This is a genomic window from Kineothrix sp. IPX-CK (genome assembly GCF_039134705.1).
Classification (GTDB): domain Bacteria; phylum Bacillota; class Clostridia; order Lachnospirales; family Lachnospiraceae; genus Kineothrix; species Kineothrix sedimenti.
This window is the reverse complement of record NZ_CP146256.1, coordinates 2,811,848-2,838,053: the sequence shown is the minus strand read 5'-3', so window position 1 is coordinate 2,838,053 and position 26,206 is coordinate 2,811,848. Positions and strand designations below refer to the sequence as shown.

The window sequence follows — 26,206 nt, the reverse complement described above, 5'->3', positions numbered from 1 at the left end:
TTCCGGAGGGCTTTTTATATTAAAGAAAACAGCGTATGCAGGAGATAAGGCCCGCATACGCTGTTTTCTAACGTTTTCTCTTTAAAGCCATGAGCTTACTTATCTTCTCAGCCTCCTCGGGGGAAGAGTATTTGCGAAGCGCGGCGGCTATGGCAGCGATTTCTTCATCGTCGAATAAAATATTATTCATCCTTCCCTTTTGCGATACATTCATAAGAAATGGAATTAACTGTTCGCGGGAGAGGTTCCGGCTCTCGAAGACGAGTGTCTGCAAGAATTGAAGCTTATTTCTATCGATGCCGGCAACGAGGGGATCATCCATCCATTCGTTCTGATTCATAGTTGTTACCTCCAAACATTTCGAACATCGCCTTCTGCTCGGGAGAAAGCATGTTCATGAGCATGTCGGCCATATTCATAGTCGCTTGATTATTCGCGGAATAACCGCCGGAATCCGGGTCAGGCTGAGGGGGTGCCCCAAAGGGGAAGCCGCCCTCGAAGCTTTCCGGAAACAGTTCTTTCATTACTTCAAAGGTACTGAACATTTCTTTATACATATCCATGGAGCGGAAAAGACCTGCGATTTGTTCTACCTTTTGTTTTTCTTCCTGCGTGCAGTAGGGAAGAATCTCGGAGCATATTTTACCGATATTTAATTCTTCTTTTTTAATGGCGCAGCTGCGCAGTTCATAAGAATGTGACTGATAATAAGAAAGGGTGTGCTGCAGTTCCAGAAATTTCACATAAATTGCTAATTGTTTCTGTATCTGGCTGTCGAAATAAGGGATAATAATTTTTAACATCTGTATATGATTGTTTGTAGATAGGACATCAAAAGCCGTTATTTTGTCTTGCTTTTTTTCTTCCATAAGATCCCTTACCCCTTTGTTATCATAAAATCTTATGTACATAAAAGTGAAAATATACGTATTTCCATGCTATTATGATAGCATTGCTATATGACAGCATTGTTATATAAATAATAGATTGCTATTACATAGCATACACACCGGTGCCGCGGGAGGTAAGTCCCTGGCGGACAAGAGAAAATAGGCTCGGGAGAGCCTATCTTCAAGATGTGTAGTTGAAATCAGAAAAGCTCTAACTTTGTATTTTTATCTGATTCCGTAGGGGCTTTAGCAGAAGGAATTTCCTCCGCAGCAGCAAAGGATAAGCAGGATAAATACGATGCTATCGCAGCCGCTTCCGCTATTTCCGCCAAAGATGCCGTTATTGCCACAGCCACTATTGTTTCCGCCGCATACGCAGAGCAAAAGAATTATCAAAAGTATAGAATTACATCCGGAGTTACTATCGCTTACTCCGCCACAGCCACATCCTGTTGCTGTTAAATCACTCATAAATTTTCCTCCAAAAAAAATTTTTTTATTTATGGTTTATACTATGATGGATAGCATGTTTTTGTTTCCTGAATTATAGAAAAGAAATATAGAAATTTTTAAAAATTTAGTACAATAAATCGACAAAATACTTGAATTAATTGCAAGGTATTAGTAATATGTTAATATATGTTGTTTTATAATTCAGGGAATATATGGCATAACGGATAATTGATACAAAGGAGACAGGTAAATGGCAGCGGAAAGGCAGACAGTTTCGGGCAGGCAATTCCGTACGAAAGCAGATTATGAAGCTGCACTCAGGGATAAGAAGAAGATAGACATCATTAGGTCCAAGACAGATTTGAAAAATCCAAAGGAGGTATTCGCCCTGTATGAACAGATGCGGGGAGGGACCTACCGGTTCGAGACAGCGGTCGGTAATGACTTCGACGATGAAGTATATGAACTGGTGGAGCGTTACAAGAGGCAGGAAAATAATGGAAAGGGGAAAAGTAAAAATAAAAAGAAAAGAAATAAAAGCCATAAAGCGATTAAGGGCGGCAAGAAAATTTCGCTGGAGGACTTCGATGAGGACATGCGCCGTGAGATAGAAGACCAGTTAAAGGCGGTGGAAAAGCGCAGGAAGTTGACAGTGATGTTATGCTCTCTATGTGCGGCGGCCTGTTTTGGATATTTCTTCGTATATTATTTTTTTGCGGAGAGAACCGGCGCAAATTATGCGCAGTTAGCAGAGCTTAAGGACAGTCAGGCGCTTGCGGACTTAGGAGAAAGGGTGATCGTAGTTCGGGGCGAGCAGGAAGCGGTTGAACTTCCGGATGTTCTTGCTAAATATAAAACTTTATATAATAAGAATAAAAAGCTAATCGGATGGCTTAAAATTGACGATACAATAATAGATTATCCTGTAATGCAGACATCCAACAACGAATATTATCTTACGTATAACTTTAATCAAGAATATGATAAGAATGGCAGTATTTTCATGGATTACCAGTGCGAGGCGTTTCCTCGCTCCCAGAACCTGATACTGTATGGACATCATATGAAGTCCGGCAAGATGTTCGGAGATTTGGAAAAATATGTGAAAGAGTCTTACTATAAAGAACATAGTGTGATACAATTTGATACGATATATGAAAAAGGCACCTACCAGATCATGTATGTGTTCAGGGCAAAGGTCTTGAAGGAGAACGATGTCTCTTTTAAATATTATCAATTCATAAACGCGAATTCAGTGGAAGAATTCAATTCTTATATGAAAGAGATGGCGGAAATGTCTCTGTACGATACCGGGGTAACCGCTGAGTACGGCGACGAATTACTGACGCTGTCGACTTGTGACAACTCGCAGACGGACGGGAGGTTCGCGGTGGTTGCCAAGAGGATTCAATAAAATCGTTTTACGGCGGAGGAGAGTAGCGATGGCTAAGGGTAAGGATACAAAGAAGAAGAATTTAAAATTACGGAGGCAGCTTAGGAAGACGCTGGGATGTTTGTTTATGGTTTCGGCGATCATTGTGACGACGATTCCGGTGACGCCGGCAGAGGCTGCGGGTGAGTGGGATACGGTAGGTAATCCGTGGGCTAAGTCTTTGACCAGTACGAAGAACGGGGGAGCAGTTCCTTTTTTGGATGCGAATGACCGGATATATCAGACGGAAGACGGTACCTTTCAGTTTGCTTATGTAGATGATAAAGGTGACAGCGAAAGTATCAATTCTAATAAATTTGCTGTCATTACGGGATATTTAAAAACGCAGTCTCTGACAGGCGGAAAGCTGACGATTCCCAATACCGTAGACGCTTATGTAAAGTATACGGATACGTTGGGAACTACTGGAGGTTATGCAGCGGCCGGTAAGAATGGAAAACCCTTGTATTATAAATCCACCAAGACGGTGTATGTGAATACAGAAAATCCTACTGACGTGTATCAAGCAGATGGAACATGGGCAAAAGAGGTTACGACGACTCCGAAGCAAGTGTTTGATAAATTAAATCCATGTAGTAAAGAATCCAAAGGGATATGGAGCCCGGACGGGGAACAGGATGTTGACTTATTTTATTACACGGGTAACACGACCGGGATTCCTGCCAGTGATGCAGATTTAACGGATGAGACTAAATGGGAACTCGCTTCGGGAAATACTACAGGCCGGATCATGGATGCTAAGGTTTCTTATATAGGAAATGAGTATTCGGCTTATGATTCCTCAAAAGGGGATTGGAAAATTCAAGGTTCTTCCACCAGTGCGGAGAGCGTATTTGGAGGAACCGGTGAAGGTAAAGTGGCGGCGAATATTACAAGCTTGATTATAGGCAGTAACTTATTAGGAATTGGTGATTACGCTTTTTATAATTGCTTCAATATTGAAGCTATATCCTTTTCCAATGGATTAAATACGTTGGGCAACTGGTCCTTTGCCAACTGCGGGAATCTGATTTCGGTGGAAATGCCTTATAATGCGATGATTGCTACAATAGGACATCACGCGTTTTACAATTGCGGAAACCTGAAGTCCTTTGCATTACCTACGGTCACGAATACGATAGGAGATTCGGCATTTGAGAACTGTACAAGCTTAACAACCATGGAACTGATAAGAACGGAAGAAGGAACCGATAAGAATTCTAACCTTCAGAAAATCGGATATAAGGCGTTCAAGAATTGCACCTCCCTGCAGTCCCTGACACTCCCCAAAAGCTATAATGGATTGGACGACAACGGCAATCCGTATTTTCATTTATCTACGGTGCAGGGCTGTAAAAGTCTTAAATTTATATCCACCCAGAGCGAAACGATGGACTTCGTAACGGATAAGGAGGAGTCTGATGGCGATATTGACGGAGCATATGGATTTAAGGAGTTTAAAGCTGATGTAGGAGAAACCTTCTATATCGAAGCACCGGGGTATGTGTCCGGATCGAACAATACGACAAAGACTCCTTCCCATAAGACCGCCAATACGACGAAAACAGAGGCGGGCAGTACGGTAAACCCTATTGCCTTTAAATATTATGGCGAGGATAAATATGAAATAGTAGTACCTTCGACGGGCACTAAGGATGGGACGCCCGTAGCTGTTGGACTTGTTTATGCCGTGAATTCAGGGGGAGATCTCATTGTATTCCGAGTGGAAGATGTTGATGGAAATTCTACAACAGGAATAAAAGTTCCGGAGCTTACCATGCCGGAGCAAATTGGACCATATGGGATTTATACCATTGCATACGGCAGCTTTAATGATAATTGCTGGGTAGAAAAGGTCACGATACCGGCATCGGTAAAAACGATCGCTGCCAAGGCATTCCAAGGCAGCCATAACCTGAAACATGTTATTTTTACAGAGGCGGCTAATATAGAGAGTATCGGTGCCGACGCATTTGCAACTCAGGAGATAAGAACTACTGCGCCTGCTCATTTAACAGGCGGACAAGATGGTTATTCTTGTAAGGATGAAGAATTTTTGGATGGAACGCCCTTCCTTAGTTTTTCGGGAACGGTTGAAAACTCTAAGGGAACCAATACGGCACCTTTTAAATATGCGATGAAGGCCGATGCCAATATTAATGAAGGAAGACAGCCGATTACATATATAACCTATTACAGCGGATTTCCCTCTAATTTGACGATTAAGTATAATCCGAATATAAGCGCTGCGGAATTGCAGGGATTTCCTACGAAGGCAGAGGTCGAGGGTGGATATAAAAATACAGACGGAACTGGAACGGGCACCGTTAGTGGAAATAGTAGCATAGAAGAATATTTATATCCTTATATTACCAGCGCAATAAGCTCTGAAGCAGAAAACGCTTTTACAGGTTCAAATCCTACGGAAAATCAGGTGAATATGAAAAATTCCGTATACAATGTTGTAATACCGACAGGAGTTACTGCGATTAAAGAAGGTTTGTTTTCTGGGCTGGATACGAATGGAAATACTCTAGGAACGACAACTACGCCGGCGAGTGATATTAAGAGCATAACGACAAAGAGTATTGCTACGATTGAGTCTTATACTTTCGCACAAATGCCGGAGTTGACCAGCGCTTATATAAGCGGAGCATCCGTCATAAGTGACTATGCTTTTGATGAAAGTGCCAAGCTTACATCGGCAGACATCGGTCCTGATACGGCCACCCTTGGGTTACGTCCGTTTAGAGGCTGTACCAGTCTGACAAATGTGACATTTACGGACAGCCAGTATTTTGCTTACAGCAACGGAATTATTTATGGCTTGACGAGCGGAGTGAAAACGAAGATCGTAGAATGCCTGGAGAGCAGGGGAAATGCGATAGGCTCCGGTTTGGTAGGACCCGATGAATTTTCCGGAATAAAAGAGATTGCAAAAGAAGCATTCATGGATTGTGACGATATCGGTGAAGTGGATTTGACTAAATCTTCAGTTGTCGAAATTCCGGAAAGATGTTTTGCGGAAAGTAAATTATTATATAAGGTAACATTGCCCGGTACCGCCAGAGCGATTAGGGGCGGTGCGTTTTGGAATACGCCGATACTTAAATTTGTGCAAATACCCAATGGTGTACAGCAGATTGCGGCTAATGCTTTTGCATATACTCCTTTCGAGGATGGAACCGGCGTGTACGGATCCGATTTCTGGCCGCAGAACGATCAGGCTGCTAAGCATAAGGTTGAAATTGTCTGTGATCCAACAAGTAATGCAGCACTATATGCAGCAGATTACAGCTATCTCATGCAGACGGACAGCGTTGACCTTTTAACGAAGTGGTCGGTAATGTTCTTCGATGCATCGGATGAAAGTAACCTTGTGCTTATCAAGGATACTCAGGTTACACACGGTCAGAATGTTGAATTGCCCACACCTCCGGATCATACTGCAAAGGGATTGACCTTCGATAGATGGTCGCCGAGTGAGACTATATTCAACCCGGTTACTCAGGATAGAGAAATATTAGCGCTCTATAAAGCGAAGGACGCTACGACTTATACGGTAAGATTTTTCGACTATAATAAAGCTGTAATGAGTGATTATACGCAGGAAGTAGTATCGGGCAAGGATGCCGTTCCGCCCTCAGCGGATAAGATGGCGGTAGACGGAAAGGTATTTACCGGCTGGGACAGAGCTTATACCAATATCACGGCGGCAGTAGATATTTATGCTACTTATACGGATAAGGTTGAGGGAACCTACACAGTAACATTCTGGGCTGATTCAGAAATGACGACCATGATAGGAAAGCCTCAGCAGGTGACGGCAGGGGAAAGTGCGATTGAACCGGCTCACCCGACCAAGACGGGATATAAATTCAGCGGGTGGTTCCCGGCAACATCTTGGCAGAATGTGACAAAGGATCTGGATGTAGTCGCGATGTTTACATCGGGCAGCAGTGACGATGATGACGATAACGGTAACAACAACGGTAATAACAATAATAATGGTAATAACGGGAGCAATGGAAGCAATGGAAGCAGCAGCGACAATTCGGTTTCCGGCAATACCACAAAATATACGGTTGTAGTGCACGGAGGAAGTGGAAGCGGTGATTATACACCCGGTACAATCGTTAACATCAATGCATATGCGACGGCCGATGGAAAAGTATTTGATAAATGGACGAGTTCTTCTGCCGGAGTAGGATTTGTAGATGCAAGTGCTATTTCCACTACCTTTACGATGCCTTCAAACAATGTAGATATTACAGCAAATTTAAAGACGGGAAGTTCCTCTTCCGTATCGAGCAATTCGAGAAATACGCTTCGCAATTCGACGACAAGCGTGGATGTGACAAAGAGCGGAATATCCAATACGGATCTGGCGTCGGCAAATGTGAACGGTTCTTCGGACAACTATGTAATCAGGATAACGGAGGACGCACAGGCGACGGCGGCTGTTATAGCGGCTTTGGAGGCGAAATACGGCGATCTCAGTAATATTGCTTATTGGCCGATGGATATCAGCTTGTACGATTCTACGGGGCAGACTAAGATAACGGATGTGAGCGGAATAACTGTAGATATTACGCTGCCTCTGCCGGACGAACTGGTTCAGTATGCCGGCAACAACAAAGCTGCAAGCGTGGTTAATTCCCAACTGGAGGAATTAGGAGCGAAGTTCACGACGATTGACGGAGTACCTTGTATTCAGTTTACGGCAACGCATTTTTCACCGTACACGATTTATGTAGATAAAGCGAACCTTACGGAAGGTCTGATCGATGCGACACCTAAGACAGGGGATCCGATTCATCCGAAGTGGTTCCTTGCAATAGGACTTGCATGCATTTCTGTTATTTTATTTGCGAAGAAGGATAAAGTACAGCCAAAAGTAAAAACGGCTTAATCGCAGGGGGACCTATGAATAAAAAATGTAAGATTCTTTTTGGCGTGTTGCTCCTTGTTGCAATAGCAGCACTCCGGCTTCCCCTGCTTCAGGTGGAAGCAGAATCATCATCAGCTTCCGATTTCCAGATGAAGGGTGATACGCTGGTAAATTATACGGGTACGGCTAGTGCCGTGTCTATTCCGGTATCGGTGAAACACATTGGAAAAGAAGCTTTTTCGGGACATACGGAACTTAAAAAGATCGAGATTCCGGGATATGTGGAAAGTATTGATTATAATGCGTTCAGCGGATGCAGTTCGTTGGAAAATGTAGTTATACCCGATACTGTTACGAAAATCGGCAACGGAGCGTTCAGCGGATGCAGCAGTCTGAAATCCGTAACAATAGGAAAGAAGTTAGATACTCTCGGCAATGGGGTGTTCGTGAATTGTACGGCTCTTAGCGAAATTAAGCTGAGCAAAAATAATACGGAGTTTGCCTACGATTCCGGTGTGATTTACAGTAAGGATAAGACCGTCGTGTACGCCATGATTCCGGGATATGCGCAGGAAACCTATAAGATGCCTTCCACAGTGAAGGAAATTAAGAATAATGCTTTTTGGGGATGTATGAATCTCAAAAAAGTAGAAATAGGAAGTAATGTTAAGAAGATACCGGATTATGCATTTGCCAATTGTCAGAATCTGGAAAAAATTTTGTTCCCGTATTCTGTTACCGCTATAGGAATTAAGGCTTTTTCGGATTGTATTAACTTGGGCGGCATCGAAATACCGGTATCCGTTTCCTCCATACATGAGACGGCTTTCGATGGTTGTCCGAAGCTTGTCATTACTGCAGAAGAAGGTTCCTATGCGGCGGAATATGAAGCTAAGCGCGATAAATCCCAGGTGGCCCAAAGCGAGTATCAGGAGGTGACTAAGACCTCAGATGAAAGAGGGCAGGATGGAGCTGACAGCTCGGATAATTCAGATACCGGGACTACATTGGGACAAAGTACAATTGTGGGCGGCAATGCGGTAGTGTTTATAGATAACAGCCGTTCCAAGGTGCTGTCTGGAAATGTGCAGACGGAAGATGAACAGAGCAGTGCCGCATCCTCAGAGGTGATGGGAGACGGACAGACTTCCGGCGGCTATTCCAAGTATACGATTGTAAACGGTAAGAAAATTGCGGCTCAGGCATATTATGGCAACACAGCTTTGACGGAATATGAGATGCCGGGGACGATAGAGGAAATAGGAGATTTCTCCTTTGCAAGGACGGGACTAACCTATGTTACGATACCTGAGGGTGTTACGACTATCGGATACGGAGCGTTTTACCATGCGGATAATCTGGCTTCCGTGTCCATTCCGGACACGGTAACGACGATAGAACCTTCGGCTTTCGATAAGACGAAGTGGATGGAGGATTGCCTGGTCAATAGAAGAGATCCGTTCACAGTAGTTGGAGACGGTATTTTGATTGCTTATGGCGGAGTCGGCGATAAGGTGGAAGTGCCGGAAGGGGTAAAGCAGATCGGTGCGGAAGTATTTAAAGGACACACCGAGATAACGGCGGTTACCCTGCCAGATACTTGTACCATTGTGGGAGAGGACGCTTTTGCCGGATGCAGTAATCTTACCGTCATATCCGGCGGCGATAATTTAAAGGAAATAAAGGACAGGGCATTTTCTGGATGTCCGATCAGTACCATAAAGATTCCCGCCTCTGTGGAGAAAATAGGTTTAAAGGCCTATGATATAACCGATACGATAAAAGAGGATGGAAGCGAGGTCGCTGTTTTCTTAGGCAAGAGCATACCTGGCGTATCTTATGAGAAAACGGCAACCAGATTGATAAATGAAGAGGATAGAGACTCCGTGCTAAAAGGCGTGAATGTTGCTATTGTAAATGACAGCGTGACGCCTGAGGCAGTGAGAGGTACCGCTTTGGACTATGATGGTGGATTCCGGGGACTTGTCTGCAGTGTTGAGAAGGCTGCAGAAGATGGCACGCAGGGACGGTTAAGAATTAAGTTTATCGTCATGCGCCAAGAGGATGTGAATGACAATACGATTCCAAGTGAGGTAACGGTATATGGTAAGCGCTATAAAATATCCAATCCGAGAGAAGCTGTAGAGTATGTTTCAGGCAGCAAAGCGGAGGTATCAGGACAAGGGACAGTATCTGTGGAAGTAAATAGCGCTACTTTATCAGGGACACCGGCAGCAACAGCGCAGCTATCAGGAATCAATGCAAATTATGTTTTAAATATCAGTGATAATGCCGGCGCCGGAAGTACCATAAGCGCTGCATATAAAAAGGCGGTGTCGGGCGGCAAGATTGTAAGCCTGCAGGTTTACGACCTCGCGCTGTACGATGCGGAGACGCTGATTCCTATCAGCAAGACGGGAAAACAGCAAATGACGGTAACTATTCCCAAGCCCATGGGAGTAGCGCAGGATGCTCTTCAGGTCGCATGCTTGGATGAGGATGGGCAGTTAGAAAAGGTGGATTTCCGTTTGGTAACAATAAACGGTGCAACCTGCGTACAGTTCAGTGCTCAGCGTTTTACCGTATATGGATTTTTTAATTGAAAGAGAATACCAGAATGGCAGGACCTGCAGGACAGGGTGAGGGCTTGCAGCTTGGAATATCTTCTGACAAAAAGTAACGAATAACGACTCCCGGCATAAATTAATTAAAAAGCCGGGAGCGTTTTATGTTTAGAGTCAGACAGCAAGTGGGCTGTACGGATGAGCTCGTAGCATCCTGCAATATTGGAAGAAATGGTGAGGTAGATGATATAAGGGTGGCGGTGCTGGATACCGGAGTAGGCAGTCATCCGGATTTAGAAGGCAGAGTAGAGGCTTTTTATGATTTTCTTCACGGGGGAAGGACTGCTTATGACGACAGCGGTCATGGAACCCACGTTATCGGCAGTATCGGAGGAAGCGGAAAAGCTTCCGGCGGAATGTATAAAGGGATTGCTCCTTATTGCCGTCTGATCGTAGGAAAAGTATTAGATGAGAACGGTGACGGTAATATAGATAATATGAGGAAGGGAATAGAGTGGGTACTGGATAATAGGGAGAGATATAAAATAAGAGTGCTTAATATTTCCATCGGAATAGGGCATATCGACGATAAAAGCAGAATGAACGAACTGATCCACACAGTAGATGCGGCCTGGGACAGCGGAATCGTGGTGGTCTGCGCCGCAGGCAATATGGGACCGGAACCTATGACAATATCGCCGCTTGGCGCCAGCAAAAAAGTAATAACGGTGGGATGTCACGAAGGAGGGTTCTTCAGCGGGAAGAGCTCGCTGTGCGAAGATTATTCGGGCAGAGGGCCGTCACCCTATGCGGTAAAGAAACCGGATGTAGTCGCTCCCGGCACGGACATCATATCCTGCAACGTAGCCTGCCGCTCCACGTTTCGGGGGTATAAGAACGCTTATACGAAAAAAAGCGGAACATCTATGGCCACCCCTATCGTTTCGGGGGCGGCAGCCTTGCTTTTGCAGAAATATCCTTTCCTGACCAATGAGCAGGTAAAGAGAAAAATCAATTACAGCGCTACGGATTTACATGAACCTTGGACGAAGCAGGGCTGGGGAATGGTAAATGTAGGAAGAATGCTCTCACTTTAATACAATTTATATATTGACATGAATCGTATGATTGTATACAATAATACCTAGCGTTTCAAAGAGGAAGCGGCTTGCCGTATGTTAGGGCAGAATGGAGGTACTATGAGAGAAAATAACAGCACATTTGAAAACCGTCCTGTGACGATGAATGAAAAAAATAATCTTCTTCAAATAGAGGAGCATATGTATATTTTGGATGACGTGGAAAAGCCCAATGTCTTCCGCAACATGTTCCCTTATTCGGAAATCCCCAAGATTCCGTTCAACGACAGAATCGTACCGCATAATGTACCCAAAGAAATATGGATTACGGATACAACATTTCGTGATGGACAGCAATCCAGAGCGCCCTATACGACGGAGCAAATTGTAACAATTTATGACTACCTCCACAAGCTCGGCGGCCCTAACGGATTGATTCGTGCCAGCGAATTTTTCTTATATAGCAAGAAGGATAGAGATGCTGTTTACAAATGTATGGAGCGGGGATATCAATTCCCCGAGGTAACCAGCTGGATACGGGCGAGTAAGGAAGACTTTAAGCTGGTAAAGGAAATAGGAATGAAGGAGACGGGGATTCTCGTAAGCTGCTCAGATTATCATATTTTCTTAAAGCTCAAGATGACGAGAAGACAGGCAATGGAACATTACTTAAGTGTTATCCGAGAGTGTCTGGAGGAGGGAATCAGCCCCAGATGCCATTTAGAGGATATTACGAGGGCTGATATTTACGGCTTTGTAGTGCCGTTTTGTGTGGAACTCATGAAATTGATGGAGGAATATAATATTCCTATTAAAATACGGGCTTGCGATACGATGGGATATGGTGTAAACTATGCGGGGGCAGTAATACCCAGAAGCGTGCAAGGTATCATCTATGCGATTCATACACATGCGGGCGTTCCGCATGCGCTGATCGAATGGCACGGACACAACGACTTTTATAAAGCGGTAGCAAATTCTACTACAGCATGGCTGTACGGATGTGCGGGCGTGAATACGTCGTTGTTTGGTATTGGCGAGCGTACCGGCAACACTCCGTTAGAAGCGATGGTATTCGAGTATGCACAGCTGAAAGGTACCTTAGACGGCATGGATACAACTGTTATCACGGAACTGGCGGATTATTTCGAGAAAGAAATCGGATACGAGATACCTCCGAGAACGCCGTTTGTCGGTAAGAATTTTAACGTTACCAGAGCAGGCATCCATGCGGACGGTTTACTCAAAAATGAAGAAATATATAATATATTTGATACGGAGAAGTTTTTAAACAGGCCAGTGCTCTGTGCGGTAAGCGATACCTCCGGTCTGGCGGGAATCGCTCACTGGATGAATACGTATTTCAAGCTGCACGATGATAAGCAGGTGGATAAGAACTCCGTGCTGGTGCAGGAAGTGAAGAAGTGGGTGGATGAAGAATATGCCGGCGGACGGATTACGGTGCTGACGGACGAAGAGTTGATCGACCAAATCAATGCGGCATGTGAAAAACTGAACCTTACAATCGGCTGATAAATTGTTTATAAGCTACGAGAAAGGCATGGTTAAAGAATGGCAGGTTATGATGTAAAGCAGGAGGTCACTGATAAGTATTCCTTGAGGGGACGGGTATTCAATAAAATACGGGAAGATATATTAAACGGAAAATATAAAGACCACGAGGAACTTAAAGAAATAGCTATCGGTGAGGAGCTGGGAGTAAGCAGGACTCCGGTGAGGGAGGCGTTCCGCCAGCTGGAGCTGGAGGGACTGATTCAGATTGTACCGAACAAGGGAGCTTACGTTACCGGAATTACTGCTAAGGATGTCCAGGATATTTATATGATTCGTTCTCTTTTGGAGGGGCTTTGCGCCAAATGGGCAACAGAAAACATTACCAAGGAACAGCTTGAGGAGCTGGAGGAGAATGTATATCTGGCCGATTTTCATGCGTCAAAAGGGCATCTGGATCAGATGGCAGATTTAGATAACCGCTTTCATCATATTTTATATGAGGCATGTAACAGCAAGCAGTTAGAACGCTTGCTCGTTGACTTTCACGAATATGTGCTGAGGGTCAGGAAGAAGACGTTGACCAACGGGGGAAGAGGAAAGACCTCCAATAACGAGCACAGGAGCATTATGGAAGCGATTAAGGAGAAGGATAAGGACAAGGCGCAGGAGCTTGCGAACAGGCATATCATCAATGCTTATGACAATATGGTAAAGAACGGACTGTACAATATCTACGGCACCAGTGAAAATTGACGGGACAAGGATGCCGGCAGATAGTAAGATAACAGGTGGAAAGATTAGTGTACCGTCCCGTTCATAATCAGCATAGCTAAAGATGAACTAGACAGCACATTAGATATAAGGAGTGTAGGAATGGACAAGATTAAAATGGTAACTCCCCTTGTAGAAATGGACGGGGACGAGATGACGAGAATCCTCTGGCAGATCATTAAAGAGGAGCTTCTGCTTCCCTTCATCGATTTGAAGACGGAGTACTACGACCTTGGTTTGGAACACCGCAATGAAACAGACGATCAGGTAACGGTGGATTCTGCGGAAGCTACAAAGAAATACGGAGTGGCGGTAAAGTGTGCAACGATTACTCCCAATGCGGCCAGAATGACAGAATACCAGCTGAAAGAAATGTGGAAAAGCCCTAACGGAACGATTCGTTCTATTTTGGATGGTACGGTATTTCGTGCACCTATTGTAGTAAAAGGCATCGAGCCTTGTGTAAAGAACTGGGAGGAGCCCATTACCATAGCGCGTCATGCGTATGGCGATATTTATAAAAATGTAGAAATGAAGATACCGGGAGCAGGTAAAGCGGAGTTAGTCTTTACGGCTGTCGATGGAACGGTAACGAGTGAAGTGATTCATGATTTTAAAGGCGAAGGCGTTTTACAGGGCGTACATAATACGGATGCTTCCATAGCAAGCTTTGCGAAGGCGTGTTTTAACTATGCGCTCGATACGAAACAGGACCTTTGGTTCGGAGCAAAGGATACAATTTCGAAAAAATATGATCATGATTTCAAGGATATTTTTCAGGAAATATATGAAAAGGAATATAAAGAGAAATTTGAATCGGCAGGAATCGAATATTTTTACAGTCTAATTGACGATATCGTAGCCCGCGTTATGAAGGCTAAAGGCGGATTTATATGGGCGTGCAAGAATTATGATGGTGATGTGATGAGCGATATGGTATCCTCGGCATTCGGTTCTCTTGCTATGATGACCTCCGTACTCGTATCTCCAACCGGAGTATACGAATACGAAGCGGCTCACGGTACGGTGCAAAGACATTATTACAAGCATTTAAAGGGGGAAGAGACATCCACCAATTCCGTAGCGACTATTTTCGCATGGACGGGAGCGCTCAGGAAAAGAGGAGAGCTGGACGGAACAAGGGAACTGGTAACTTTTGCAGATAAGCTGGAGAGAGCGACTCTTTCCACCATCGAAGAGGGTAAGATGACGAAGGATCTTGCGCTGATTACGACGCTTAAGGACGTAACGGTGTTAAACAGCGGGGACTTTATCAAAGCGGTTCGAAAGACATACGAAGCTATGTAATTGCAAAAAGGACGATAAAAGCCGGCATGCCTTGTTGTTGAGTGAAGCATGCTGGCTTTTTTATACACGATACAATCAGTCCTCGGACTCAAGTTCCTCCCAGCGGTTCAGCAGGCCTTCGATTTCCGCAGAGATGCTTTCCTTTTCCCTGGAAAGCTCTTGAAGCTTGACTACGTTCGTACAGACATCAGGAAGAACCATGAGCTCATCGATTTCGGCCTCGCGGTTTTCCAAAACCTCAATTCTGTATTCGATGCGTTTCAGCTCGTTTTCTTTTCTGCGCTGCTTCGCCTGCTGTTCTTTTTGCTCCTTCCAATCCTGCTTGGAGACGGAATTGTTCTCCATAGAAGGTGAAGGAGAGACGGCAGCGTATGCGGAGGATAGCTGAGGCTTCTTTTCCAAATAATAGTCGTAGTTTCCCAGATAGTTGATGAGTGTGCCGTTTGCCAGTTCCAGAATACGGGAGGCGGTTCTGTTGATGAAATAACGGTCATGGGATACGTAGAGAACCGTGCCCGTATAGTTATTTATGGCGTCCTCTAAAATCTCCTTGGAAGCAATGTCCAAATGGTTGGTAGGCTCGTCGAGGATGAGGAAATTAGATTCCGAAAGCATTAATTTAGCAAGAGAAACCCGACCTCTTTCTCCGCCGCTCAAGTCACAGATACGCTTGAACACATCATCGCCGGTAAAAAGAAAGGCAGCGAGAGTATTTCGGATTTCCGTATTGTTTAGGGTCGAATAATCGTCGGAAATTTCCTCGAATAAAGTCTTTTCCTTATGCAGCACGTTGTGCTCCTGATCATAATAGCCGATGTGAACGTTGCTGCCGGTTTTAATGGTGCCGGAATCGGCAGGGACCAGACCGTTAATGATTTTCAGGATAGTGGTTTTTCCCGTACCGTTATCGCCGATGACAGCAACATGCTCCCCGCGCTTTATATCGAAACTGATGTCACGAAACAGCGAGAGAGGGCCGAAGGCTTTGGAGAGGTTCTCTCCGTGAAGAACGTCGTTGCCGCTTATATATTTGGGCTCTAAGCGGATGTTCATATCCGTAGGAGCTTCCGTGGGCTTTTCCAGAACCTCGATTTTATCTAACATCTTTTCACGGCTTTCGGCGCGTTTAATGGATTTTTCGCGGTTGAATGACTTTAACTTCTGGATGACTTCCTCCTGGTGCCGGATTTCCTGCTGCTGGTTCATGTAAGCTTTCAGGGCGGCGGTGCGAATCAACTCCTTTTTCACAGCATAATCGCTGTAATTGCCGGAAAATACGGAGGCTTTTGTCTGGTCGATTTCAATGATTTTATTGGAAATACGATCGAGAAAATAGCGGTCGTGGGATACGATGATAACCGCACCTTTATAGTTTAATAGATAAGTTTCCAGCCATGTAATGGAAGACATATCCAAGTGGTTGGTGGGCTCATCCAGCATGATCAAATCCGGCTTTAATAAAAGAAGTTTGCCCAGGGCAACACGTGTCTTCTGTCCTCCGGAGAGGGTGGAGACTGATTTGGTAAAATCGCTTTCCGCAAAGCCTAAGCCTTTTAAGACTCCGATGAGTTCACTGCGATATGCATAGCCGCCGCCCTGCTCGAACTGATGGGTGAGCAGAGAATAGGATTCCATCAACTTTTCCAATTCTGTTCCGGAGGAAGCCTTCATTTGCAGTTCCGTCTGACGGAGCTGTGACTCGATAAGAATCAGCTCCTTTTTGACAGATAAGAGCTCGTCATAAATCGTGCCGCCGCTGTCTACAGACTGATGCTGGGACAGATAGCCGAAGGTTTTATCCTTGGAAAAAACGACAATACCCTCGTCGGCTGTCATTTCTCCGACGATGATCCTAAGAAGCGTGGTTTTTCCTGCTCCGTTAATGCCGACGATTGCGGCCTTATCATAGTCTTCTATGTGAAAGGATATGTTTTTTAATATGCTTTTTTCATTGAATGCTTTGCTAATATTTTGACAAGATAATATCATGTTTATACTCCTCAAACAAAAACTGCCTGATAGAAACGGCAGAATATATTTATTACTGTCCACACAGTAGCTTAACACTTGCTGTTAAGCTGCGTAAGAACGTGGTTCAAGAGATGATTTCTGCTTCGCGAAGCGAATTTAAATGCAGAAATCATGCGTTACTGCGAACGAAGTGAACAGCAACATTTATTTTACATAGGATAAAAGACTCTGTCAATTCATTGACATTATTTTATCAGTTTTATATAATAAGAGATAATTATCGAATAGGGGGAAGTGTAGTGGAAGAAAAAGAAATTTCTCAAGCTGTAATAAGCCGTCTACCCAGATATTTTAGATATCTGAGCGAACTTAAGTATGCGGGAATCGAAAGAGTTTCTTCGCAGGAGCTAAGCGATATCATGAAGGTGACCGCTTCGCAGATTAGACAGGATTTTAATAATTTCGGTGGATTTGGACAGCAGGGATATGGATATAACGTTGAATTTCTCCATAATGAAATCGGAAAAATACTAGGATTGGACAGAACACATCATCTGATTATTATCGGAGCAGGGAATCTTGGACAAGCACTTGCCAATTATGTGAACTTCGAGAGGAGAGGCTTTTTGTTCCGTGGGCTTTTCGACAACAATCCCGATCTTCACGGCAAGAAGATACGAGGGATTGAGGTGCAGCCCATGGAGAGCATGGAGATGTTCGTCAAAGATAACGATATAGATATAGCAGTTCTTACCATACCGAAGACAGAGGCGGTTACGGTGGCGGAGCAGCTTGTGAATTACGGTATCAAGGGTATCTGGAATTTTGCTCATGTGGATTTGAATGTGCCGGAGAATATTCAGGTGGAAAATGTCCATCTGTCGGACAGTCTGATGAAGCTGTCTTATAATATCAGCCGGTTTGAATTGGATAATACGAAATAGGGGTGAAGGGTATGGCACGTTCAGAGGACGTATACAAGGTGGCGTTAGCGGGAAAGGAAATTCCGCTTTTAACGCTGGATAATAAATGGCATCAGCTTTTTACACAAGCGCAGACTGAGATTTCAGGGGAGATCAAGCGCAACGAGGAAAAGCTGAACGAACTGGTCAAGAGGCAGGGCAAGCTGAATACTGAGTCTAAGGAAATCAGACGACTGAAGAAGAAGCTGATGGGAGAGATCATGGAGATGGCAGAGTCATTGGGAGACAATCCCGACGCCAAAACAGAGAAGAAAATGGATGAGAACAGGCGCCTTATCAATGACTGTAATGAGAAGCTGGAGGCTTATCAGGAGGAACTGCGCACTTTGCCCGAAGAAATAAACAATGTAAACTATATGCTCATGCTTGATACTATGGATGTCTGCTATAAGAAAATTGCGCAGAATACAAGGGAAATTGAAGCGATAGGCGAATGGGTGAAGAACGTCCGTGTAGAGATCAAAAAGAATCTCGTCCATAAAGAGGAAAGTGAGAAAGCGAATTTTGATTTATATTCCTATATGCATGATATTTTTGGGGCAGATGTAATCGAGATCTTTGACATGAAATATAATCCGGAAGAAAGAAAAAAGGCTCAGGAAGAACGGGCGGCGAAGAAGGAAGCCGCTTCTCCTAAGACCATTATAGTAGATAAGGGAGAATAAACGGCAAACGAGAATGCGTCAGAACGAATGTTTTTGGCGCATTTATGCTTAATCAGGCAGGTATGTCTGCATATAAAAGGAGCACTGGTATAAGGTTGAAAGGAGCATTGGTATATATGGAAAAAAAGTATTTCGTATCCTCAGCAGAAATGAAAAAATACGACAGAGCCACCATAAATGACTTCCAAGTACCATCTTTAGTGCTTATGGAACGTGCCGCTCTGGAGACGGTAGGAGAAATCGAGAAGAGATTCGGAAAAGGGAGCAGGGTTCTGGTTGTCTCGGGCACGGGAAATAATGGCGGAGACGGTATTGCAGTCGGACGGATTCTTATGCAGCGGGGATATGAGGTGGACTTTGTCCTTATAGGGGCGGAAGAAAAATACAGCGAGGAGACAAGACATCAGTTAGTCATTATCGCAAAATATGGATGTACTTTGAAAAGCAAAATCGAAAGTATGGAATATGATATAATTATAGATGCGTTATTTGGAATCGGATTGTCTAGAAACGTGGAAGGAATATATAAAAAATGTATCGAGACGATGAACAGTATAAGCGGCTTCATCGTCTCTGTAGATATTCCGTCCGGAATAAACGCCGATACGGGTGCAGTGATGAATGCGGCGGTGAAAGCGGATATCACCGTTACCTTCGCGTTTGAAAAACTGGGGCATATCCTGTATCCGGGCTGCGAATACTGTGGTGAAGTGCTTTGTAAGGATATCGGGATTACGAAGGAGAGCTTTCGCGGGGAAGAAGGCCCCCGGGTATATTCCTATGCCGACCGTTATAGGGAGCAGGCGGCGGCACTTATGCCGGCAAGAAGCCGGGGAGGAAATAAGGGAACCTTCGGCAAGGCGTTGGTAATCGCAGGAAGCAGAAATATGAGCGGAGCCTGCGAGCTGTGCGCAAGGAGCGCTTATCGAATCGGTGCAGGCATGGTTAAGGTGGTTACCCCGGAGGAGAATCGGGAAATCATACAGAAAAATCTGCCGGAAGCGCTGCTTTCTACTTACACAGATGCGGAGAAGACTGAGTCATGGAAGGAATTTTTACAGGACTTAAAAGAAAGTATGAAATGGGCGGATTGTATCGTGATCGGGCCGGGAATAGGCAAGAGCGGCACGGCCAGCATACTGTTTAAATATGTTGTGAAGGAATCTGCAAAGCCTCTGGTCATCGATGCGGACGGACTGAATCTTCTGGCTGAGTCGGAAGAGCTGCAGGAGCTCCTGCGGACTTTGTCGCTAAAGGAAAGCAGGCAGATTATCGTAACTCCTCATGTGGCGGAATTCGCCAGGCTTTACGGTTGCAGACCGGAGGAGGTAAAGAAGGATATTATAAGCAAGACCAAAGAACTGGCCGATAGATTATGCTGTACTGTGGTATGCAAGGATGCGAGAACGGCAGTGGCTGATTACATGAAAAGGGATGTTTACTTAAACGCCACGGGCAATGACGGTATGGCTACTGCGGGTTCCGGAGATGTGCTGGCAGGCATTATCGGCGGACTTCTGACACAGGGGGTAAGGTGCAGGGAGGCTGCGGAGGCAGGAGTCTTTCTTCACGGGAGACTGGGCGATCTGGCGGCAGAGAGGACCGGGCGGTACGCGGTGATGGCAGGAGACTTAACGGAGCAGCTAAAGTACATTTTAAGCGATGAAGGGAAACGAAGATGATAGAAAAGTACAGCAGGGTTTATGCGTCAGTGGATCTGGACGCCATACATTCCAACATGAATCATATGAAGGCGAATATTGAGCCTGAGACGAAAATAGTAAGCGTCATCAAAGCGGACGGATACGGTCACGGAGCAGTGCCGATCGCGAGAGAGCTGGAACCGCTTGACTATATCTTTGGATTCGCCACGGCAACGGTGGAAGAGGCTTTGATACTGCGCCACAGCGGGATTACCAAGCCGATTTTAATATTGGGATATACGTTTCCTTATTGCTATGAGGAAATGATAAAAGAAAAAATTACCCCGGCGGTGTTCCGCTGCGATACGTTGGAGGAGCTTTCGCTCAGCGTTCGGAAAATAAAGAAAGAAGCGGAGGAGGCCGGCCGAATACTTGATGATGTTCGCATTAAGATTCATATCAAGGTGGATACCGGAATGTCAAGAATTGGGGTATCTCCTGATGAGGAGGGCCTTATGTTGGTGAAAAAGGCGCTTTCCATGCCGGAGATCGAGGTGGAAGGAATCTTTACACACTTTGCCAGAGCAGACGAAGCCGATAAAACGGCGGCGAAACGGCAAATGAACACGTTCAGGACTTTTGTAGAAAAAGTTAAGAAGGAAACCGGATATCAGATACCGGTATGTCATTGCTCCAACAGTGCGGGAATCATTGGACTAAGGGAAGCAAATATGAATGTTGTCCGTGCCGGGGTGACCACATACGGACTATGGCCGTCGGGCGAGGTGGAAAGGAATATTGTCCGCCTGACACCCGCGATGGAGCTTAAGAGCCGTATCGTATATATCAAGCAGCTGGAAGCTGGAGCGGCGATAAGTTACGGTGGAACCTTTATAACGAAGAGAACAACAAAGGCAGCAACTATACCGGTAGGGTATGGAGATGGTTATCCAAGGGGATTATCCAATAAAGGATATATTTTGGTGCGCGGACAGCGGGCGCCGATTATCGGGCGCATTTGCATGGACCAATTTATGGTGGATGTAACGGATATTCCGGAAGTGACTGAGGGTGACGAGGTGACCTTGATAGGAAGGGACGGAGGGGAGAGCATCACGATGGAGCTTATAGGAGAGCTGTCAGGTAGATTTAACTATGAACTCGCCTGCTTAATCGGCAAAAGAGTACCAAGAATTTATTTGAAAGAGGGAAAGGTCGTGTTAACGAGGGATTATTTTCTCGATTTTGAGTAACAATTGAATACCTTCGGATAAACTGGCAATAATGTAACCTATAAAAGGTTTGCCATATAGAAGTTTAAATGAAGGGTGAGAACTATGAAGCGTGGAGACATATATTATGCGGACTTGCGGCCGGTGATTGGTTCAGAACAGGGCGGAGTGAGACCGGTACTTATCATACAGAACGATATAGGGAATAAGTATAGTCCCACTGTAATCTGTGCGGCGATTACATCCAAGATGAATAAGGCGAAGCTGCCTACACATATTGAACTGAATGCAGAGAGATGTGATATGATGAAAGACTCGGTCATCTTGCTAGAACAGCTAAGGACGATAGACAAGAAAAGACTGAAAGACAAGGTGTGTCATTTGGACGATGAAGTTATGAATAAAGTGAACGAAGGACTTCTTATCAGCCTCGATTTGAATACATAAGAAAGGGCTTAAACTTGACGATAAGAAAGTAAAATGATATAGTTTAGTGTGATATTTTATGAAGTACAAAAGGAGATGGAATGTTATGGATGATGCTGGGCCTACTGCCAGTATAATTATTTTTGTCGTATTATTATTGATCGATATGTTTTTTTATGGATTCGGTTCGGCAATTCACTGTCTGAATATAAAGGATGTGGAAAAGAGAGCGAAAGAGGATAAGGACAAATTGTCCTCTGACAAAAGGGCTAGACGTCTTTGGTCTATTATGGAGGCTCCTGCGAAGTATGTGAACACGGTGCAGCTGGTATCCATATTGATACACATCCTCATGGGAAGTTTTTTCCTGAAAATATGGATACGTGGCATAAGCCGGTTTATGGACGCTTCTCTGGGATTGGAATCGCCGGGGATATATTTGCTTGGAGCAATCTTAATGACGGCAGCTTTGATCTACATATTGCTGACCTTCGGCGTGCTGCTTCCTAAGAGGCTGGGAGCGAGATATCCTGAGAAATGGGCATATTTATGTATCAATCTTGTCTATTATGTGACAGGGGCGCTATCCCCCTTTACAGGTCTGGCAACGGTAACGGCCGATGGTATACTGCGTTTGTTCGGGCTGAAGGCGGATAAGGATGTAAGCGACGTGACGGAAGAAGAAATCATATCCATGGTGAATGAAGGTCACGAACAGGGCGTTCTGCAGGCGACGGAAGCGGAAATGATTACAAATATTTTCGAATTCGGCGATAAAGAGGCGCAGGATATTATGACACACAGAAAGAATATTGTCGCGGTAGAGGGCACTATGTCCTTAAAAGAAGCGATAAGCTTCATGATGGATGCCCATAACAGCAGATTTCCGGTATATGAAGACAATATCGATCATATTATCGGAATCGTTCATATGCGGGATGCGATGAGACTGCATAATTCCCGTGCAAAGGCGAATATTCCAATTAAGGAAATCAAAGGGCTTTTGCGGGCACCGGTATTCATTCCGGGCACGAAAAACATCGACGGGCTGTTTCAGATGATGCAATCCACAAAGACGCAGATGGTCATAATTGTGGACGAGTACGGGCAGACGTCGGGGCTGCTTGCGATGGAGGACATCCTGGAAGAAATCGTGGGGAACATCCTGGATGAATACGACGAGGACGAGGAATATATAGAAGAGACGGACAATGAAGACGAGTACATCATAGACGGGCAGACTCCTTTAGAGGAATTGGAGGATCTGTTCGATATTTCCTTCGAAGAGGAGGAATTCGATACGCTGAACGGCTTTATGATTTCTAAGTTGGACAAGATTCCGGAAGAGGGCGAAGCGTTTGATATAGATGTCGGAGGCTATAATTTTAGAATATTGTCTGTGGAAAGCAAGATGATTTTAAGTGTTCTGGTAACGAAAATAAAGGAGCCGGAGCAGGAAGTTGTTTTTGAAGATGATGAAAAGGGAAAAAAGGAGAAAAGTTAAATGTCAGGACATTCAAAGTTTGCAAATATAAAGCATAAGAAGGAAAAGAACGACGCGGCGAAAGGAAAGATTTTTACCATTCTTGGAAGAGAAATTGCAGTAGCAGTAAAGGAGGGAGGCCCGGACCCGTCGAACAACTTTAAACTGTCGCAGGTTATTGCAAAAGCGAAGGCAAATAATATGCCTAACGATACGATCGACAGAGGAATTAAAAAGGCTGCCGGAGATGTGGGAAATGTAAACTATAAATACGTTACTTATGAAGGCTACGGTCCTAACGGCATTGCGATTATCGTAGATGCCCTCACCGACAACCAGAATCGTACGGCAGCTAATATAAGAAATGCGTTTACGAAGGGGCAGGGAAATATCGGAACACCGGGATGTGTATCATTCATGTTCGATCAAAAGGGACAGATTATTATTGATAAAGAGGAATGTGAGATGGAAGCGGACGATCTCATGATGATTGCCCTCGATGCGGGGGCGGAGGATTTCTCCGAAGAAGAGGACAGTTACGAGATATTGACGGATCCGGACAGTTTCGATGCGGTGAACAAGGCGCTTGCGGAAGCAGGAGTCACAATGATATCCGCTGAAGTGACCATGATACCTCAAAACTATGTGGACCTTACAGATGAAACTGCCCTTAAGAATCTTCAAAAGACCTTGGACCTTCTCGACGAAGACGATGATGTACAGGCTGTTTATCACAACTGGAACGAATAATGTTACAGTTTAGCCAATGGCTGAACTGTTACCGAATAATTGCTGTAAAGAGGATAGAAAAGTATGAATGAAATGCTGAAAAATATAGCACCGCTTTTTGAAGAGATGGAAGTCCAGATCCGTGGATTTAAAAAGGATACATATGGAGATTTGCTGAACACATATCTGGAGAAGAACCATGATTTTTTTGAGGAACTGAATCAGATGCTCGTTTCCGAAGATGAGGAAGATGCCATAGGAAAATTTGCGGATTTTCTCGTTTCCTATGTGGCAGGTGTTCTGGATGAAGAGAAGAATAAGGTCAAAAAAAGCAATCGACAGTTAAACTTTAACATGTTCATGGCGGTTTATTTCATGCCTGCCGTTTTGGAAGGAAAGCAGTTGAAGGCACAGCTCCTTACAGATACCATATGCGAAAGATGGGCAGCCAGGTTCAAAGGAAACAATATAAAGACTGCGGATGCAGCCAGCATTCAAGCGGGCTTTAAGAGCAAGCTATGTTATGTGACTACTGCCGTATGCAGAAGTCTGAACAAGCCGGAGGATTGTTATGAGCTGAATCTTTTAAGAGATTATAGAGACAATTATCTTGCACTGACTGAAAATGGAGAGTCGTTGGTAAACAGATATTATGATATTGCGCCTACCATCGTAAAGAGAATCGACAAATCTGCCGATGCGGAGGGAAAATACCGTTATATATGGGAGAGATATTTAAAACTGTGTATCGCTTATATCGAAATGGGCGAGAAGGAACAGTGCGGCAGAGAATATATAAAAATGATGGAAGAATTGCAGGAACAATATATAATAACGGCGAAAGATAAGAAATAGATGATGCAGTACGGGAGGGTATAAAATGAGCGGCGAATACGCAAAGGAAACGATATGTATCCAATCAGGATGGAAGCCTAAGAACGGAGAGCCCAGAATACTGCCAATCTATCAAAGCACTACATATAAATACGAAAGCTCTGAGCAGATGGGAAGGCTGTTTGATTTGGAGGAAAGTGGTTTCTTCTATTCAAGGCTGCAGAATCCTACCAACGAATTCGTAGCTCAGAAAATCTGCGAGCTGGAAGGCGGTGTAGCGGCTATGCTGACATCCTCCGGCCAGGCGGCGAACTATTATGCGATATTCAATATATGTGAGGCTGGATCTCACATAGTACTTTCTTCCAAGGTTTATGGAGGAACATTTAACCTTTTGACCGTTACCATGAAAAAGATGGGTATCGAATGCACTGTGGTAGATCCCGATGCTTCGGAAGAGGAGTTAAATCAGGCATTTAAGGAGAATACGAGGTGCGTGCTGGCAGAAACGATTGCCAATCCGGCTTTGGTTGTTTTGGACATCGAGAAATTTGCCCGCTTGGCGCATTCTCATCAGGTTCCTTTGATTATAGATAATACATTTGCTACCCCAATTAACTGTAACCCGTTTCAGTGGGGGGCGGATATCGTGACTCATTCCACGACCAAATATATGGATGGACATGCCATGTGCCTGGGCGGGGCGATTGTGGACTCCGGTAATTTCGATTGGAGCAAGTATCCGGACAAATATCCCGGACTCTGTCAGCCGGATGAGTCCTATCACGGTATCACATATACCGAGAAGTTCGGCAAGCTGGCGTATATTACTAAGGCGACTTCGCAGCTCATGCGCGACTTGGGGTCTGCCCAGTCTCCGCAGAACTCCTTTTTACTGAATATAGGGCTGGAAACGCTGCATCTTAGAGTCCCCAGACATTGTGAGAACGCCCGGAAGGTGGCCGAGTACCTGGAAAGGCATGAAAAGGTGGCCTGGGTAAATTATCCGGGACTTAAAGGAAACAAATATTATGAGCTGGCACAGAAGTACATGCCGAAGGGAACCTGCGGCGTCATCTCCTTTGGGCCAAAGGGCGGACGCAGCGCAGCTTCGGGAATGATGGATCACCTGAAGCTGGCAGCTATTGTGACTCATGTGGCGGATGCCAGAACCTGCGTGCTGCATCCTGCCAGTCATACCCATAGACAGATGACGGATGCTCAGCTTGTGGAATCGGGAGTTGCTCCTGATTTGATTCGTTTCTCGGTAGGAATCGAAAATGCGGACGATATTATAGCGGATTTGGAACAGGCGCTTAGGAAAATATAAGGAATAC

The 26,206-nt window shown here is 44.7% G+C and carries 20 protein-coding genes; 16 read left to right on the top strand and 4 right to left on the bottom strand.

The window, feature by feature from the left end:
- Window positions 1-67 precede the first annotated feature (67 nt).
- The 3 genes from V6984_RS13665 to V6984_RS13655 all read right to left on the bottom strand — a co-directional run bounded on the left by V6984_RS13665 (window position 68) and on the right by V6984_RS13655 (window position 1,361).
- Window positions 68-340: a hypothetical protein gene (locus tag V6984_RS13665; RefSeq protein ID WP_342756174.1), complete on the bottom strand. Its 273-nt coding sequence runs from the start codon at window positions 338-340 to the stop codon at window positions 68-70.
- Entirely contained in the window at window positions 315-869 is a 555-nt protein-coding gene (locus V6984_RS13660) for a hypothetical protein (protein ID WP_342756173.1), read from the bottom strand. Before V6984_RS13660 ends, V6984_RS13665 begins: the two co-directional genes overlap by 26 nt.
- A 267-nt stretch (window positions 870-1,136) precedes the next feature.
- Window positions 1,137-1,361, bottom strand: a complete 225-nt coding sequence (locus V6984_RS13655; RefSeq protein WP_342756172.1) for a chorion class high-cysteine HCB protein 13 — start codon at window positions 1,359-1,361, stop codon at window positions 1,137-1,139.
- Window positions 1,362-1,593: 232 nt separating this feature from the next.
- Between V6984_RS13655 and srtB the strand changes: the two genes are divergently transcribed.
- From srtB to V6984_RS13620, 7 genes are all read left to right on the top strand, one after another.
- The gene (gene srtB, locus V6984_RS13650) at window positions 1,594-2,757 is read left to right on the top strand and encodes a class B sortase (protein WP_342756171.1); all 1,164 of its coding nucleotides are present in this window, start codon (window positions 1,594-1,596) and stop codon (window positions 2,755-2,757) included.
- A gap of 28 nt (window positions 2,758-2,785) precedes the next feature.
- Complete coding sequence (locus V6984_RS13645; RefSeq protein ID WP_342756170.1) at window positions 2,786-7,687, top strand: leucine-rich repeat protein; 4,902 nt, start codon at window positions 2,786-2,788, stop codon at window positions 7,685-7,687.
- 14 nt (window positions 7,688-7,701) lie between these two features.
- The gene (locus V6984_RS13640) at window positions 7,702-10,269 is read left to right on the top strand and encodes a leucine-rich repeat domain-containing protein (protein WP_342756169.1); all 2,568 of its coding nucleotides are present in this window, start codon (window positions 7,702-7,704) and stop codon (window positions 10,267-10,269) included.
- Between the two features lie 125 nt (window positions 10,270-10,394).
- Window positions 10,395-11,327 (top strand): S8 family peptidase, encoded by a 933-nt coding sequence (locus V6984_RS13635; RefSeq protein ID WP_342756168.1) that lies wholly within the window; start codon window positions 10,395-10,397, stop codon window positions 11,325-11,327.
- 102 nt (window positions 11,328-11,429) lie between these two features.
- On the top strand, window positions 11,430-12,842 hold the full coding sequence (locus V6984_RS13630; protein WP_342756167.1) for a 2-isopropylmalate synthase: 1,413 nt from the start codon (window positions 11,430-11,432) through the stop codon (window positions 12,840-12,842).
- Window positions 12,843-12,881: 39 nt separating this feature from the next.
- A complete protein-coding gene (locus V6984_RS13625) occupies window positions 12,882-13,577 on the top strand; it encodes a GntR family transcriptional regulator (RefSeq protein WP_342756166.1) in 696 nt (231 codons plus the stop codon).
- A gap of 120 nt (window positions 13,578-13,697) precedes the next feature.
- Entirely contained in the window at window positions 13,698-14,903 is a 1,206-nt protein-coding gene (locus V6984_RS13620; RefSeq protein ID WP_342756165.1) for an NADP-dependent isocitrate dehydrogenase, read from the top strand.
- Between the two features lie 75 nt (window positions 14,904-14,978).
- On the opposite strand, the gene V6984_RS13615 is transcribed toward V6984_RS13620, so the two are convergent.
- The gene (locus tag V6984_RS13615; RefSeq protein ID WP_342756164.1) at window positions 14,979-16,892 is read right to left on the bottom strand and encodes an ABC-F family ATP-binding cassette domain-containing protein; all 1,914 of its coding nucleotides are present in this window, start codon (window positions 16,890-16,892) and stop codon (window positions 14,979-14,981) included.
- Window positions 16,893-17,173: 281 nt separating this feature from the next.
- Between V6984_RS13615 and V6984_RS13610 the strand changes: the two genes are divergently transcribed.
- From V6984_RS13610 to V6984_RS13570, 9 genes are all read left to right on the top strand, one after another.
- Complete coding sequence (locus V6984_RS13610; RefSeq protein WP_342756163.1) at window positions 17,174-17,818, top strand: redox-sensing transcriptional repressor Rex; 645 nt, start codon at window positions 17,174-17,176, stop codon at window positions 17,816-17,818.
- A gap of 11 nt (window positions 17,819-17,829) precedes the next feature.
- The gene (locus tag V6984_RS13605; RefSeq protein ID WP_342756162.1) at window positions 17,830-18,522 is read left to right on the top strand and encodes a hypothetical protein; all 693 of its coding nucleotides are present in this window, start codon (window positions 17,830-17,832) and stop codon (window positions 18,520-18,522) included.
- Window positions 18,523-18,638: 116 nt separating this feature from the next.
- Window positions 18,639-20,204, top strand: a complete 1,566-nt coding sequence (locus V6984_RS13600) for an NAD(P)H-hydrate dehydratase (protein ID WP_342756161.1) — start codon at window positions 18,639-18,641, stop codon at window positions 20,202-20,204.
- The gene (alr, locus tag V6984_RS13595; RefSeq protein ID WP_342760007.1) at window positions 20,204-21,418 is read left to right on the top strand and encodes an alanine racemase; all 1,215 of its coding nucleotides are present in this window, start codon (window positions 20,204-20,206) and stop codon (window positions 21,416-21,418) included. Before V6984_RS13600 ends, alr begins: the two co-directional genes overlap by 1 nt.
- An 84-nt stretch (window positions 21,419-21,502) precedes the next feature.
- Complete coding sequence (locus V6984_RS13590) at window positions 21,503-21,844, top strand: type II toxin-antitoxin system PemK/MazF family toxin (protein WP_342756160.1); 342 nt, start codon at window positions 21,503-21,505, stop codon at window positions 21,842-21,844.
- Between the two features lie 85 nt (window positions 21,845-21,929).
- Window positions 21,930-23,327, top strand: coding sequence for a hemolysin family protein (locus V6984_RS13585; protein ID WP_342756159.1), 1,398 nt, complete (start codon window positions 21,930-21,932; stop codon window positions 23,325-23,327).
- Window positions 23,328-24,056, top strand: a complete 729-nt coding sequence (locus V6984_RS13580) for a YebC/PmpR family DNA-binding transcriptional regulator (RefSeq protein WP_342756158.1) — start codon at window positions 23,328-23,330, stop codon at window positions 24,054-24,056.
- Between the two features lie 63 nt (window positions 24,057-24,119).
- Window positions 24,120-24,890, top strand: coding sequence for a CFI-box-CTERM domain-containing protein (locus V6984_RS13575; protein WP_342756157.1), 771 nt, complete (start codon window positions 24,120-24,122; stop codon window positions 24,888-24,890).
- Window positions 24,891-24,915: 25 nt separating this feature from the next.
- Window positions 24,916-26,199, top strand: coding sequence for an O-acetylhomoserine aminocarboxypropyltransferase/cysteine synthase family protein (locus V6984_RS13570; protein WP_342756156.1), 1,284 nt, complete (start codon window positions 24,916-24,918; stop codon window positions 26,197-26,199).
- The last annotated feature ends 7 nt before the right edge of the window (window positions 26,200-26,206 follow it).

Bases quoted from the DNA above. Each gene is read 5' to 3' on its own strand.
- V6984_RS13575 (WP_342756157.1), top strand. From the start codon at position 24,120: ATGAATGAAATGCTGAAAAATATAGCACCGCTTTTTGAAGAGATGGAA.
- V6984_RS13630 (WP_342756167.1), top strand. From the start codon at position 11,430: ATGAGAGAAAATAACAGCACATTTGAAAACCGTCCTGTGACGATGAAT.
- V6984_RS13585 (WP_342756159.1), top strand. From the start codon at position 21,930: ATGGATGATGCTGGGCCTACTGCCAGTATAATTATTTTTGTCGTATTA.
- srtB (WP_342756171.1), top strand. From the start codon at position 1,594: ATGGCAGCGGAAAGGCAGACAGTTTCGGGCAGGCAATTCCGTACGAAA.
- V6984_RS13660 (WP_342756173.1), bottom strand. From the start codon at position 869: ATGGAAGAAAAAAAGCAAGACAAAATAACGGCTTTTGATGTCCTATCT.
- V6984_RS13635 (WP_342756168.1), top strand. From the start codon at position 10,395: ATGTTTAGAGTCAGACAGCAAGTGGGCTGTACGGATGAGCTCGTAGCA.
- V6984_RS13600 (WP_342756161.1), top strand. From the start codon at position 18,639: ATGGAAAAAAAGTATTTCGTATCCTCAGCAGAAATGAAAAAATACGAC.
- V6984_RS13640 (WP_342756169.1), top strand. From the start codon at position 7,702: ATGAATAAAAAATGTAAGATTCTTTTTGGCGTGTTGCTCCTTGTTGCA.
- V6984_RS13570 (WP_342756156.1), top strand. From the start codon at position 24,916: ATGAGCGGCGAATACGCAAAGGAAACGATATGTATCCAATCAGGATGG.
- V6984_RS13615 (WP_342756164.1), bottom strand. From the start codon at position 16,892: ATGATATTATCTTGTCAAAATATTAGCAAAGCATTCAATGAAAAAAGC.
- V6984_RS13625 (WP_342756166.1), top strand. From the start codon at position 12,882: ATGGCAGGTTATGATGTAAAGCAGGAGGTCACTGATAAGTATTCCTTG.
- V6984_RS13580 (WP_342756158.1), top strand. From the start codon at position 23,328: ATGTCAGGACATTCAAAGTTTGCAAATATAAAGCATAAGAAGGAAAAG.
- V6984_RS13655 (WP_342756172.1), bottom strand. From the start codon at position 1,361: ATGAGTGATTTAACAGCAACAGGATGTGGCTGTGGCGGAGTAAGCGAT.
- V6984_RS13605 (WP_342756162.1), top strand. From the start codon at position 17,830: ATGGCACGTTCAGAGGACGTATACAAGGTGGCGTTAGCGGGAAAGGAA.
- V6984_RS13645 (WP_342756170.1), top strand. From the start codon at position 2,786: ATGGCTAAGGGTAAGGATACAAAGAAGAAGAATTTAAAATTACGGAGG.
- V6984_RS13665 (WP_342756174.1), bottom strand. From the start codon at position 340: ATGAATCAGAACGAATGGATGGATGATCCCCTCGTTGCCGGCATCGAT.
- V6984_RS13620 (WP_342756165.1), top strand. From the start codon at position 13,698: ATGGACAAGATTAAAATGGTAACTCCCCTTGTAGAAATGGACGGGGAC.
- V6984_RS13590 (WP_342756160.1), top strand. From the start codon at position 21,503: ATGAAGCGTGGAGACATATATTATGCGGACTTGCGGCCGGTGATTGGT.